Consider the following 13,896-nt stretch of genomic DNA (forward strand, 5'->3'; position numbering starts at 1 on the left):
ACTCCTTTAACGAACAACTAAAGTTCGCATATCAATGAATGATAAGTTTAAAATAAATGTATAATATTATAATTAAAGTGTCAATTTAAAAAAGTTACAAATGAACAAAATTGAATTCAGAAATTAGTGCATATGCAAATAGATGATAATTCGATGATTAAACTAATTTATGTAAACAAATGCACAAATAAATTTGTGCAAATGGATCCGTGAATTGAGAGTTAATGCTCCTTTTATATCTTTCGTCTTCTTTTGGAGAGATGAAAAAAACCATAAAAATAAAGAGTTTTCCGACTTTCAGGTGGGAATATGCACCAAATTTGATTTACATATGAATAAATTTAATGAAAATTATGTTGACTAAATTTAATATTGTGTGTAAATTGTAATTGTGGTCATGAGGATAAGACGAGAAATGTAAGCCCTTACTATCAAGGGGGTTACATGTAAAAAAACGAATTTGTTTGAAAAAAATTTGTGCAAATGAATAATTTTATGGATATTGAGTTAGGGGGTACTATCTTGCAAGAAATAGCAGAAGTTGACATGAGAGCAGCCAAACAGAAAAGTAATACATTTATAAGTAAAATCGATTATATGAGGAAAAATCCTTTTCTGTACCTACTGATGGCACCAGCCTTCATTCTGACCATCCTATTTAAGTACGTGCCCATGTACGGGGCGGTCATTGCTTTTAAAGACTTTAGTCCGAGCAAAGGGATTTTCGGCAGTGAATGGGTGGGATTAAAGCATTTTACGAAGTTTTTAACCTCACCCAATTTTGAAGTTATTTTCATGAACACGCTGAAACTTAGTGCTTACGGACTCATACTTGGTTTCCCGGTCCCCATCTTATTAGCGCTCATGCTGAATCAATTGCGTAAAGCTGGTGTTAAAAAAAGGATTCAATTGGTCTTATATGCGCCAAACTTTATATCCGTTGTCGTTGTTGTTGGGATGCTATTCGTCTTCTTATCGCCGGTAGGGCCGATTAATAAGATTTTAACCCTGATTACTGGCCATCCTATTAGTTTTATGTCAGACCCGGATTATTTTCGTACGCTTTATATCTTATCTGGCATTTGGCAGGGAGCGGGCTGGTCATCGATTATTTATGTAGCTGCATTAGCCGGCGTTGACCCCGAGCTCCATAATGCTGCAACCATTGATGGAGCTAACCTGCTGCAAAGAATTAAACACATCGACTTGCCTACGATTAAACCGGTTATGGCTATCGTTTTCATCTTAGCTGCAGGCGGCATTATGGCAATTGGATTTGAGAAAGCCTATTTGATGCAAACGGCAATGAATGTTCCGACTTCAGAGATCATTCCAACCTATGTGTATAAAATTGGTTTGCAAGCAGGAAATTATGCCTATTCCTCTGCGGTTGGTCTATTTAACTCCGTGATTAATGTCGTTTTACTTATCCTCGTTAATATTGTCGTGAAGAAATTAAATGAAGGTGAAGGCCTCTATTAAAAGAAAAGGAGATGCCGTATGAATTTTAAGCCTACTAGATTGGACCGTTTTATTCTGGCCATCAATTACATTCTATTGTTCTTTGCTGTATTGATCGTTGTAGTTCCCTTAATTTATGTTGTCGTGGCATCGTTTATGGAGCCGACTGCACTGTTAAATAAAGGGATCTCCTTCCATCTTGCGGATTATAGTATTCAAGGCTATAAAGTCATCTTATCGAATCATGCGATGATCCGGGGATTTGTAAATGCTCTTTTTTACTCCGTCGCATTTTCTTTTGTTACCGTCGTTGTCTCCATTTTTGCCGGCTACCCATTATCGGTTGCTGGTTTCGTAGGTAAAAAGTTTTTTACAATCCTGTTTGTCATCACCATGTTTTTCGGCGGCGGGTTAATTCCAACCTATCTGGTGATAAAAAACTTGGGAATGTTAGATACGGTATGGGCGATCATCCTACCAACGGCTGTAAATGTTTGGAATATTGTTTTGGCGAGGACCTTTTTTAGTGGAATTCCGAATGAATTGAACGAGGCAGCAAAGGTCGATGGCGCATCTGAGGTGCGTATCTTCTTCAAGATTGTTCTCCCTCTATCTAAACCAATTATTTTCGTATTAGCTCTATATGCATTCGTAGGCCAATGGAATTCTTATTTCGACGCGTTAATTTATTTGAAGAGTGCTAATTTGCTGCCTCTACAGTTGGTTTTAAGATCTATCTTAATTCAGAATCAAGTAAATCCTGGCATGATTGCGGACCAATTGGCTATGGCAGAACTGAAACGGTTATCTGAGATTATTAAGTATTCGTCCATTGTTATTTCAAGTCTACCGTTACTTATTATGTATCCTTTTTTCCAAAAGTATTTTGAAAAGGGTGTTTTGGTCGGTTCATTAAAATAATGGATCGGCAAACATATAGGTTTTCCAAAAAAGAGGAGGGTTATTCTTATGAAACATTCCCAAAAGGCATTATTCATTTCTATGGCGGCATTATTGGCAGTAACGGGGTGCAGCAGCAGCGAGGAATCAGGCCAGCCGGCAGCATCAAGTGCTGCCCCAGGTACAACAGCGAAACCTGCTTTGAAGTTTATGACACAAAGCTCACCGCTAGCTCCCGAAGATCCTAATAAAAAGGTGATATTCCAACGTCTAGAAGAAAAGACGGGGATACACATTGATTGGGAGAATTATCCGTGGGATTCGTTTGCGGAGAAGAGGAATTTAGCGATTGCCAGCGGGGACCTTCCTGATGCGATTTTCGATGCAGCCTTGGGTGACTACGATTTGCTTAAATTGGCAAAGGACGGAACCATTATTCCGCTCGATGACATTATTGAAAAACAAATGCCAAATTTCAAGAAGGTTTTGGAGAAAGCGCCGCAATATAAATCGATGATTACGGCCCCTAATGGCCATATTTATTCATTCCCATGGATTGAGGAGCTAGGCGCGGGTAAGGAAAGTATCCATTCTGTCGACGATTTTCCTTGGATTAACGTGGAATGGCTAAATAAGTTAGGCTTGAAAATGCCTAAAACTACCGAAGAATTAAAACAAGTTTTGATAGCTTTTAAAACAAAAGACCCGAACGGTAATGGAAAAGCGGATGAAATACCTATGTCCTTTATTAATAAAACCGGCGGAGAAGACTTGGCGTTCTTATTTGGCTCCTTCGGTCTGGGTGAAAACTGGGATCATACGGTTGTCAGTGATGATGGAAAGGTTACTTTCACATCTGCTGATAATAGCTTTAAGGAAGGTGTCAAGTTTCTAAATGAATTATATAAAGAAGGTTTAATGGATGTTGAAGCGCCTACGCAGGATTGGAATACTTATCTAGCTAAAGGAAAAGAAAATCGTTATGGTCTATATTTTACATGGGATAAGGGAAATATCACAGGCATGAACGATAAATATGACCTTATGCCTGCGCTTGAAGGACCAAATGGCTGGAAAAACGTAACAAGAACGAACGGAATGGGCTTCGATAGAGGAAGAATGGTTATCACAAAAGCAAATAAAAATATCGAAACGACTGCAAAATGGATTGATTCTCTATACGATCCGACCCAATCCGTACAAAACAACTGGGGCACTTATGGAGATAAAGCGCAGCAAAATATCTTTGAATTCGACGAATCTAAAAAAATGCTGAAACATTTACCGTTGAACGGCATGTCTCCTTGGGAATTGAGACAAAAAACCTTTGTTGGCGGACCATTGGCGATTCTGGATTCTTACTATGGCAATGTTACGACGAAGCCAGACGATGCGGCATGGAGATTGGATCTAATGAAAAAAGTGATGGTCCCGGACATGAAAGCTAAAAATATTTATCCAAAAGTGTTCTTCTCTCTTGAAGAATTGGATCGACTTACTGCGATTGAAACAGATATGTTTGCATATGTGCTGAGAAAACGGACCGAGTGGATCCAGAATGGGAAAATTGAAGCTGAATGGGCTGGTTATTTAAAAGAATTGGACCGTCTGGGCCTACAAGATTGGTTGAAGATTAAACAAGCAGGTTACGACAGAAACGTAAAAAAATAAGTTTTGTTATAGGACCCGGAGCGGATCGAGTATGAAGGTAACGCTCCGGATTTTAAATATAGAGGGAGTGGAAGAGATGTCAACTGTTATGTATAGAGAAAAGTACCGGCCACAGTTTCATTTTACACCGCCGGCTAAGTGGATGAACGATCCGAATGGAATGGTATATTTCGATGGGGAATATCACTTGTTTTATCAGCATTATCCGGAAGGTACAACTTGGGGACCGATGCATTGGGGTCATGCAATCAGTACGGACTTGACCCATTGGGAGCATCGTCCGATTGCGTTAAAGCCGGATCAAAACGGTTTTATATTTTCCGGAAGCGCAGTAGTGGATTGGGAGGATACCAGCGGATTTTTCTCCGGTAAGCCGGGTTTAGTTGCTATTTTCACCCACGCGGACCATTATCCGGATTCCGATCGTCCGAGACAGAGGCAAAGCCTTGCTTATAGTTTGGATAAAGGCAGAACCTGGGTAATGTATGAGGGGAATCCAGTGTTGTGCAACGAGCAAATAACGGATTTCCGGGATCCTAAAGTTTTCTGGCATGCTACAAAGCAGCAGTGGGTCATGGTGCTTGCAGCGTGTGACCGTGTTCATTTCTATACGTCTGCCAATTTAAAGGAATGGTCTTTTGCAAGTGAGTTCGGTGCCGCAGAAGGCTCGCACGCAGGAGTATGGGAATGCCCGGATTTAATAGAGCTACCGATAAATGGTCATGCTGAAGAAACGAAATGGATACTGATCGTCAGCATTGGAGATCATCCACAGATGGCGGAAGGTTCAAGGACACAATATTTTGTCGGGAGCTTTGACGGAAGTACGTTTACGAACGATGCTTCTCCTGAAACCGTATTATGGTTGGATCACGGAAGAGATAACTATGCCGGTGTAACATGGTCGGATGTTGATAGATCGGATAAAGGAAAGCTGTTTATCGGCTGGATGAGCAATTGGAAGTACGCAAATCTCACTCCGACAAGCAGTTGGAGAAGCGCTATGACGCTGCCACGGGTGCTCTCCCTGAAGAAGGGGCCATCTGGAATTCGTTTAGTACAAAAGCCAGTTACAGATTTGCAAAAGCTTCGGTTAGAAGCGCAGGTTTGGCAAGAGGTTACAGTCAATCCCGGTCAAAATTTACTTTCGGACGTGCACAGCGATATCTATGAGCTCGAATGTGAAATCGATTTGGGTGAAGCATCGGAAGTTGGTTTTAAGCTTCGGAATTCGGAGCGGGAAGAAACCGTAGTCGGCTATAACACCGCCATGCAGACATTGTTTGTTGACCGCTGCAACTCCGGTGAAAGCGGATTTCATGACGCATTTGCATGTAAGCATGATGTACAATTGGAGCTTCAAAACGGTCGGCTAAAGCTACACCTTTTTGTCGATAGCTCCTCCATTGAAGTATTTGCAAATGACGGGGAGATCGTGATTACCGATCAAATTTTTCCGGATCCGTTCAGTACAGGTTTGGAACTTTATGTGCTTGATGGAAAGGCCAAGGTCATTTCTCTAGCGCTTCATCCATTGAAATCGACCTATTCAGTTGTGAGGGTATAACAAAGTGACGATGATTGTGAGGGAAACGAATTGTTATTAGGTGCTATCGAAGGCGGCGGGACAAAGTTCGTATGCGGGATTGGTACGGCAGATGGTGAAATCCTTGACCGCATCTCTATCCCAACAACGACACCTGAAGCTACGCTCGGCAATGCGATGGATTTCTTTGCATCTAAAGAGATACAAGCGATTGGAATCGGAACTTTCGGCCCGATCGATGTGAACCCGCAGAGCCCGGCTTATGGTTCCGTAACAAGAACTCCAAAGCCGCACTGGAGCGGTTACCGGATCGTGGAGCATTTGAAACAGTACTTTGACATCCCTATTGGTTTTGATACCGATGTGAATGCAGCTGCATTGGGGGAAGCAACATGGGGGGCTGCAGCAGGATTGAACAGCTGCCTGTACATGACGATCGGAACCGGGATCGGTGCGGGTGCAATCGTTGAAGGAAAGATCGTTCATGGTTTGACCCATCCGGAAATGGGGCACATTCTTGTACGGCGGCATCCGGAAGACAGCTATGAAGGACACTGCCCCTTTCACAAAGATTGTTTGGAAGGACTGGCGGCGGGACCGGCGCTGGAGGATCGCTGGGGCAAGAAGGCGTTTGAACTTGGATATACGCATTCCGCTTGGGAAATGGAAAGCTACTATATCGCTCAGGCACTAGCCAATTACGCGCTCATTCTTTCTCCGGAGAAAATCATTGTCGGCGGCGGCGTTATGAACCAGTCCCACTTATTCCCGCTTATACGCGAACAAGTTCGTGAACTGTTGAACGGTTATGTACAGCATCCGGCTTTTTCAGAGGACAACGATAGTTACATTGTACAACCCGCTCTAGGCGGCAACGCTGGCCTTTGCGGTGCCCTGGCGTTGGCTAAGCAAGCCATGGATATTTAGAAGCGCCAAACCAAGAAATTACCGGAAATTCAGGATACCTCCAGCTATTCATCATAGTGGAGGTATTTTTCCTTTAGAACTCGTAATGTAGGGAGACATATGTATTAATTTTATCCAAGTAAACGTTTTTTCTACGGTCGATTGAAGATTCGAAGTGGGAGGGGATCCTGTTGAACATGAAAGTTGAAGAAATTATTCGCGAAGTACCAGAGCTAAGCCATGAATTCCTAAGTTTTGATAGTCTTAGTGGAGGGCTTTGCAATCAAACCTATAAGGTGCAAACCAAACAGAGTACATACGTTCTTCGCATCAATAGCAGGCAAAACGAGTATTTGAACCTAACACGCCGCTCTGAAGTAGAAGTGATGAAGAAGGCAAACCGTGAAGGATTTGCTCCCAGAGTGATTTCCAATAATCATCCTGAACAATTTGTAGTCACGGAATTTATTGAAGGTCGAGTGCTTGAGAAAGATGATCTGAATGACGATCATATCAAAGGAATGATTATGGATCGCTTCAAACGAATACATCGTATGGAAGGTCAAGGTAGAACATGTACTCCTTACGATTTAATTTATGGATATTTGAAAGGCGCAGATCAGTTTCAAGTCAAGCATCCTGATGGATTAAACAGAATTTTGCATCGAGTAGAGAAAATCGCTCACAAGAGGAGTGATGACAAAGAATATAACAGCAAATTCTGTCACAATGATTCCTTTTTATGCAATATGATTTATACAGGTCAACAGTTGCAAATCATTGATTGGGAGTTGTCGGGAGTCGGAGATGTGTTTTTCGAATTGACGCTCATTCCGTTTACAAATCAGTTCAGTGAAACAGATGAGCGTGAGTGGTTAAAGTTATACTTCGGATATTTCGAGGAGGAAACATTCCGCATTTTTCAGGACATGAAATTCGTGTCGATGGTTCGAGAGGTAGCGTGGGGAATGTTTTACAGTGGACTTACTAAAGAGGAAAGTCACCATGACTTTGATTACTACAAGTTTGCCGAATATTGCATCCAGCGAGTAGAACACGGGATTTATCAATTATAATGATGTAGATGCTCTCACTTCATTTTATTAATAACTTAATAAAGACAAACTTTAAGCAAACGGATACGTTAGTTACTAATGTATGTTCTACAAAGAAAGGGCCATCCCGCAAAGGATGGCCTTTAAACTTGCAGTTACAGACAGCGCGCTAAGCCTTACCACAAATAAAGAGGTGGTCATTCAACGAGGAACTATAGTTCAATGAGACTGTAGGCAATGGTTTGTAAGAAGTACTTCAAAACTTATTTGTCACCGTTGGAAAGACATTGAGTAAAAAGGCGTTCACGTATCATGTTTGATGCGTGAACGCCTTTTTACTAACAATAAAGGTAATGTTACTTGTTTGCCCTTGATAAACAATGTGCTATCAGCTAAACAATTGATGATTGTTAAATGGATTTGAAATATCAATGATGATTTTTTTGTAATACTTCTGAGATATTAGGGGACAACGCCTAAAAGTTAAAATACATTCATATTGATTTTTCATAAATTATGATCGCCTTTTTACATTTACATTCCAGTTTGTCAAGCCTATACGTTGCTTTGTGTTCACAACCTCAAAAAATTCGACAATACAGGAGAAGATCTCGAGGATTTGATCTCGATCGGCACCATTGGTCTGATCAAAGCTATTGAATCGTTCTCTCCCAACAAAGGGACGAAGCTGGCAACCTTCGCAGCACGCTGTATAGAAAATGAAATACTTATGCATCTTCGCTCGTTGAAGAAAACGCGCAAAGATGTGTCCTTGCATGATCCCATCGGAACGGACAAAGAGGGGAATGAAATTACATTGATCGACATCCTCGGGACGGAAGCGGACGATGTCGTGGATAAGGTTCAGCTTAAGATAGAAAAGAGTAAAATCTATCGCAATCTGGAGATATTGGACGATCGCGAGAAGGAAGTCGTCGTTGGTCGGTTTGGGCTGGAGCTTGGCGGGGAAGAGCAGACGCAGCGGGAGATTGCGAAAGAGCTGGGTATCAGCCGCTCCTATGTGTCGCGGATTGAGAAACGGGCGCTCATGAAGCTGTATCATGAGTTTTATAAGGCGAAGCGGTAAGGGTCGATCAGTCGGAAGAGTCGCATACTTCATTTATTTGGTTTCAGAAAATGGAGGCGAAGAGGATGACCTTAATTCAGCTCCAGCATGTGAGCAAGAACTATGTGATGGGCGGAGAAACGATACGTGGGTTGGACGGTGTATCGTTAGAGATAGATCACGGCGAGTTCGTGGCGATCATGGGGCCATCGGGGTCGGGAAAGTCGACGTTGATGAACATCTTAGGTTGCTTGGACGTTGCGGATTACGGGACGTATGTGCTGGATGGGAAGGCGATCAATCAGATGAAGGATGCTCAGATGGCTGAGATTCGGAATCGGAAGATCGGATTCGTCTTCCAGAGCTTCAATCTGCTGCCACGGCTTAATGCGTATGAAAATGTGGAGTTGCCGCTTATATATCGGGGTATGAGCAAAAAAGAGCGGGAGCCGCTAGTAATGCAGGCTATGAAAGATGTAGATTTAGTGGACCGCAGGCGGCATCTGCCTTCGGAGCTGTCCGGCGGGCAGCAGCAGCGGGTTGCGATTGCCCGGACGCTAGCAGGAGATCCAGCGATTATTTTGGCGGATGAGCCGACAGGGGCGTTGGATTCGAGGACTGGTGCTGAGATTTTGGATATTTTTAAGAGTTTGAATGAGCAGGGTAGGACGATCATTTTGATTACGCATGATCTGGCGATTGTACAGCAGGCGAAGCGGGTTGTGTATTTTCGGGATGGGCGGTTGAGTGAGGTTGGATAGGTTGAATAAGAACTGGGACTCCATTAGGAGTGCCGGTTTCTTTTTGATTTACTCGATATTCGAAAGGCCTTTCTACAGATGGGCTCTTGAAGCGGGCCGATGAAGCTATGTATTTCTCTAAGTCAAATGGTAAAAATCGTATCACGGGGTTCATCATTGATCAAGGAAAATAGTTAGTGGTGATCAAGGAAAATAAAGATTGTTAGTGGAAAATAAAGTGTGTTAGTGGAAAATAAAGTTCGTTAGCGGGTGTTCACATTTGTAAACGCCGTTCGTGAAGATGAACTAACTGCTGATTGGCGTTACAATATAAGGTTGTTGTTTAATCCGAAATGAAGTCATTAAACGAGAATGTTTAGATTCATAAATAAGTTATGCTTAGTAGGAGTATTGATTTATGATGTAAAGTCGATTCATCAACTAAGGACGAGTTATTTAATTTCAGAAGAGAATCATGCAGGAGCACGCTGTCTGTTTAAGAAGCGGCTCTTTTTTATGTACTGAAGTAATGGGAATATACCTGCCTGCCTGCGAAACTGGTGTACCATGCAAGTAAAGCTTGTTAATGGATACTAGCACAACAATAAGCAATAAAAGATTAAACCCTCCCAATTCTAGCAATGCTAGAGATAACTTATACTTGGGAGGGTTTTATTATGACTTTGAAGGATTTATGGATGCTGTATGAAGCGGACAAACGTATTCTGGGATTCAGCACGCATACAATGAAAGCATACTTTCTACAATTAAAGATGTTGGTCCGTGAACTGGGTGATCTAGAAATTGAAGAAATCTCATTAAACTTGTTAAAAGACTATTTCGCTAGGGTATCAGAGCGTTTAAAGCCTAGCAGCTTAGGCCATCGGATTCGATTCGTACGCTCCCTTTTTCGCTTTGCATTTGAAGAAGGGCATATCACACGGAATCCTTCCCTTAAGCTAAAAGAGCCAAAGACGGACAAACGTATTCCGAAATTTCTAATTGAGGAGGATGTTATTCATCTTAAGATTACCTGTCGATCTCACCGTGAGCATGTTCTATTGGAATTTCTATACTGCACGGGCTGCCGCGTTGGAGAAGTGCAGAAAATAAACATTGAAGACGTGAACTGGGAGAACTGTTCAGCAATTGTGAATGGTAAGGGTTCTAAACAAAGAGAGGTTTATTTTACTACTGAGTGTAAGGTTTGGTTAAAGAGATACCTAGAGAGTCGTGGAGATACATGTAAAGCATTGTTCGTAACAGAAACGAACCCGACCCGTCGATTAACAATTCCAACAATTCGTTGGTCTTTAAAAAAACTTGCACAACGCGGGAAAATTACTGCCAATGTATATCCTCATCGATTTCGTCACACCTATGCTTGTCAATTGCTAGATAACGGCGCTCCACTTGAATTTATTCAGGGAATGCTTGGGCATGAAAAAGCATCTACCACACAGATTTATGTCCAGCTTCGAGGAGAGCGTAGGAGAGAATTATATCGCCGATATTTTTAGGTGAATTCATTTGTTCCTTCTTAAGTAATAAGCAGTATTCTATAGCGGTAATTTCACAAAAAGGAATCCCTACGTTGTGTTGGCTGGAGAGATTACTTTGATGATCCAAGATATATAGAATTATTTACGGATGTTAGGGTCAAAGTTATTTTCCCTAGAAGATTGAAGTGGTGGATTAATAAATTATACAAGTATCGATTAACAACTAAAGATCAGAAGGAATTTAATGAATTACAAATTAATATCATAAAAGTTGGATGGATGGCGTTTGATATGGGATAAGTTCAAGGTGGGCGCATTCCGGCAGCTGATTCTACCCATCTTTTCAGAAAAGACGCTAATCCTTCAAGATCATACTTAAACCTAAAGATTCTTCCCCGAAAATCCATTTCAAGACGGAACAATGCACTTCTTCGCATTCAATGACAACGCTTGTAAGGAGCTTTTCTTTTTGTGTCCTTGCCACGGAACCGAATTCGATAAAGCGGGAAATAGGTACAACTAAGTCGGGGTATGAGAGGTTAAGAAGATAAGAGGTCTAAGAAACCGAATACGACAGGGAAGATTGGCCGTCCGCATGAAAATTGTACCCCGGAAAACGGGGGATTTGTACGCAATAATGCGTAAACGTACCTTATGGCGAAAGCGATTTTCCCCTAGAATCAGTCATGTAAGCGCTTCAAAAATCTGATAATTATTGGGGGTATTTATAGTGAAGAACTGGACGAAATTGAGCAGCATCGCACTCGCATCAATCATGACAGTTTCACTTACAGCGTGTGGATCGGAAACGAAGAATGACGCAATCTCAAAAGCATCGCCTGTCGCATCTGCTGCGGCGACTCCTACTGCACCTGCAGCGACAACTCCTGCAGCGCCAGCCGATCCTGTTGTTAAGCTTAGCATTTTTACCAATCATTTCGACGATGACACTTCCAAGCCTTACGATTACGCGGTCGCCGAGCTGAAAAAAGCGATGCCGAACATTGAAGTTACTTTGGTGCCTGGGCTGCAGGATAATGGTCAAAAAATCAAAACGCAAATGGCGACAGGAGACTTGCCTGATATCATCGACACCTCTTGGGATATCATGCAGATCGGCAGCAAGTCGAACAATATTCTAACGTTAGATGATGCCCCGGAAACGGCGCAATTCAAGAAAGATTTGAACAAAGGCAACGAAGCTAAATTGATTGCGCCGGACGGCCACGTGTACGGCTATCCGTATGCCGGCACTGAATTTATCATCTTGTATTATAACAAGAAACTGTTTGCGGAAGCAGGTGTACAGGCGCCGATCAAAACGATCGATCAATTGAAGGATGCCGCTAAAAAATTCAATGCGAAGGGAATCATTCCGCTCGCGATCTTCTCAAAAGAAAAATGGATTGGCAACGCACTATTGCAAGGATTCATGACTCGCGAGGAACCGAAAGGCTACGGCGCCCTCAATGGCGCAATGGAAACGCCGGCTGCTCTGAAGCTGGCCGCTAAGCAAGTGGAGGAGCTGCAAGCCGCAGGATTATTCGCGAAGAACGCGACCCAGACGAATTACGATCAAGCCTCTTCGCTATTTTACCAAGGCAAGGCGGCAATGTTCGTCAATGGCCAATGGGAAATTCCGAGCTCGCAAAAAAATCTGGGAGACAACGTAGATTTCATGAACTTCCCGGCGAAAGACGAAGCCACCTATGAAAAAGCAAAGTTTGCAATGAACGGAGCGGGCGGTCCAGGAGGCTTCGCAGTTTCCGCAAAAACGAAAAACAAAGAAGTCGCGATTAAAGTAGCTGCGTTCATGGCACGTAAATATGCTGAGTACAAGTACACGCAAGTGGGCACGCCGATTGTATCGATCAAGGTCGATAAGCCAATCACTGCGCAAGTGCCTGCGATGCTGACTCGTCTCGGAAAAGAAGTGATCCCGAATATTACGAGCTTCGCGACCGTGCAGAATGATACGAACGTAAATCTGAGTATTGACGACAACTCGCAGAACCTGATAGTCTCCGGATTTACGGCGAATCAATTCGTAGCAAATCTCAATAATACGCTGAAGAAATAAATCCTTACAGTAGCTTATGACTCACATCGACGTGTAAGTTGGTGTGAGTCTTTTTAAAGAAAGGGAGCATGGAGATGAAACAATACCTAGGAAACAAACGGGCAATCTTAATTTTTTTAACACCGGCGATTGTTCTATATAGCGTAATCGTGTTTTATCCAATTCTTCAGACATTTTACCGCAGCTTCTTTGAATGGGATGGCCTTAGCGAAGCGACTTTTATTGGCGTCAGAAATTATATCGATCTTGCCCAAGATTATTTATTGACCACTTCACTCCGGAATGGACTTTTATTCGCCCTTGTTCTGGTCGTTTTCCAAATCGGTCTAGGCACGTTGTTGGCGCTTATTTGCTCGGACCCGACGGTGAAAGGCCGGAAAGTGCTGAAAACCGCTTATTTTATTCCCGTTGTGCTTTCGGTCACCGTCGTGTGTCAACTTTGGCTTTCCATGTATGACCCGGTTAACGGACTCATCAATAAATTGTTTCAAGCACTCGGGATGGATTACCGCCAAGAATGGCTGAACTCACCAAGCGTCTCGATTATTGCGATTGCCTTCGTCAACGCTTGGCAATATATGGGGTTTCAGTTTGCCTTGCTCTATGCTGGCGTAAAATCCGTTCCTGAGCATTATACGGAAGCAGCTCGAATCGACGGGGCGGGTAAATGGAAGGCGCATTGGCACATCACGCTCCCGCTGATGAAGGAAACGTTCAAGTTTTGCTATATTATTGCCATTACAGCAGGGATAGGTGCTTATGTGCAAATGGCTATTATGACGAATGGCGGCCCAGGCACGACAAACTATACGATTACGTTCATGATCATCCGGAACGCATTTTCGGGCAATCAATACGGGTATGCTTGTGCCATTTCGGTATTGTTGATAGTGATTAGCCTAATCGTCACCATTATCATCAACAAAGTGTTTGATAGCAGAGAAACCGGATTGGAACAGGGGTAAAGGA

At 42.6% G+C, this 13,896-nt stretch carries 11 protein-coding genes; all 11 read left to right on the plus strand.

Annotated features, from left to right (window positions below; all coding sequences use genetic code 11):
* The first annotated feature begins 546 nt into the window (after positions 1–546).
* Entirely contained in the window at positions 547–1,482 is a 936-nt protein-coding gene (locus QFZ77_RS15610; protein WP_307449546.1) for an ABC transporter permease, read from the plus strand.
* A gap of 18 nt (positions 1,483–1,500) precedes the next feature.
* A complete protein-coding gene (locus QFZ77_RS15615) occupies positions 1,501–2,382 on the plus strand; it encodes a carbohydrate ABC transporter permease (RefSeq protein WP_307440906.1) in 882 nt (293 codons plus the stop codon).
* A 48-nt stretch (positions 2,383–2,430) separates the two neighbouring features.
* On the plus strand, positions 2,431–4,032 hold the full coding sequence (locus tag QFZ77_RS15620; RefSeq protein WP_307440907.1) for an ABC transporter substrate-binding protein: 1,602 nt from the start codon (positions 2,431–2,433) through the stop codon (positions 4,030–4,032).
* A 76-nt stretch (positions 4,033–4,108) separates the two neighbouring features.
* Positions 4,109–5,599: a glycoside hydrolase family 32 protein gene (locus tag QFZ77_RS15625; protein WP_307440908.1), complete on the plus strand. Its 1,491-nt coding sequence runs from the start codon at positions 4,109–4,111 to the stop codon at positions 5,597–5,599.
* Between the two features lie 30 nt (positions 5,600–5,629).
* Entirely contained in the window at positions 5,630–6,505 is an 876-nt protein-coding gene (locus QFZ77_RS15630; RefSeq protein ID WP_307440909.1) for an ROK family protein, read from the plus strand.
* Between the two features lie 176 nt (positions 6,506–6,681).
* Positions 6,682–7,560: a phosphotransferase gene (locus QFZ77_RS15635; protein ID WP_307449549.1), complete on the plus strand. Its 879-nt coding sequence runs from the start codon at positions 6,682–6,684 to the stop codon at positions 7,558–7,560.
* A 511-nt stretch (positions 7,561–8,071) separates the two neighbouring features.
* Positions 8,072–8,626, plus strand: a complete 555-nt coding sequence (sigK, locus tag QFZ77_RS15640; RefSeq protein WP_307449552.1) for an RNA polymerase sporulation sigma factor SigK — start codon at positions 8,072–8,074, stop codon at positions 8,624–8,626.
* A gap of 65 nt (positions 8,627–8,691) precedes the next feature.
* Positions 8,692–9,366: an ABC transporter ATP-binding protein gene (locus tag QFZ77_RS15645; protein WP_307440910.1), complete on the plus strand. Its 675-nt coding sequence runs from the start codon at positions 8,692–8,694 to the stop codon at positions 9,364–9,366.
* Between the two features lie 656 nt (positions 9,367–10,022).
* Entirely contained in the window at positions 10,023–10,865 is an 843-nt protein-coding gene (locus tag QFZ77_RS15650; protein WP_307440911.1) for a tyrosine-type recombinase/integrase, read from the plus strand.
* Between the two features lie 712 nt (positions 10,866–11,577).
* The gene (locus QFZ77_RS15655) at positions 11,578–12,927 is read left to right on the plus strand and encodes an ABC transporter substrate-binding protein (RefSeq protein ID WP_307440912.1); all 1,350 of its coding nucleotides are present in this window, start codon (positions 11,578–11,580) and stop codon (positions 12,925–12,927) included.
* 74 nt (positions 12,928–13,001) lie between these two features.
* On the plus strand, positions 13,002–13,892 hold the full coding sequence (locus tag QFZ77_RS15660; RefSeq protein ID WP_307440913.1) for a carbohydrate ABC transporter permease: 891 nt from the start codon (positions 13,002–13,004) through the stop codon (positions 13,890–13,892).
* The last annotated feature ends 4 nt before the right edge of the window (positions 13,893–13,896 follow it).

It is taken from the genome of Paenibacillus sp. V4I3 (genome assembly GCF_030817215.1).
Taxonomy (GTDB): Bacteria; Bacillota; Bacilli; order Paenibacillales; family NBRC-103111; genus Paenibacillus_E.

Excerpts from the sequence above, each read along its gene's own strand:
- QFZ77_RS15610 (WP_307449546.1), top strand. The coding sequence starts at position 547 with ATGAGAGCAGCCAAACAGAAAAGTAATACATTTATAAGTAAAATCGAT.
- QFZ77_RS15615 (WP_307440906.1), top strand. The coding sequence starts at position 1,501 with ATGAATTTTAAGCCTACTAGATTGGACCGTTTTATTCTGGCCATCAAT.
- QFZ77_RS15620 (WP_307440907.1), top strand. The coding sequence starts at position 2,431 with ATGAAACATTCCCAAAAGGCATTATTCATTTCTATGGCGGCATTATTG.
- QFZ77_RS15625 (WP_307440908.1), top strand. The coding sequence starts at position 4,109 with ATGTCAACTGTTATGTATAGAGAAAAGTACCGGCCACAGTTTCATTTT.
- QFZ77_RS15635 (WP_307449549.1), top strand. The coding sequence starts at position 6,682 with ATGAAAGTTGAAGAAATTATTCGCGAAGTACCAGAGCTAAGCCATGAA.
- QFZ77_RS15645 (WP_307440910.1), top strand. The coding sequence starts at position 8,692 with ATGACCTTAATTCAGCTCCAGCATGTGAGCAAGAACTATGTGATGGGC.
- QFZ77_RS15650 (WP_307440911.1), top strand. The coding sequence starts at position 10,023 with ATGACTTTGAAGGATTTATGGATGCTGTATGAAGCGGACAAACGTATT.
- QFZ77_RS15660 (WP_307440913.1), top strand. The coding sequence starts at position 13,002 with ATGAAACAATACCTAGGAAACAAACGGGCAATCTTAATTTTTTTAACA.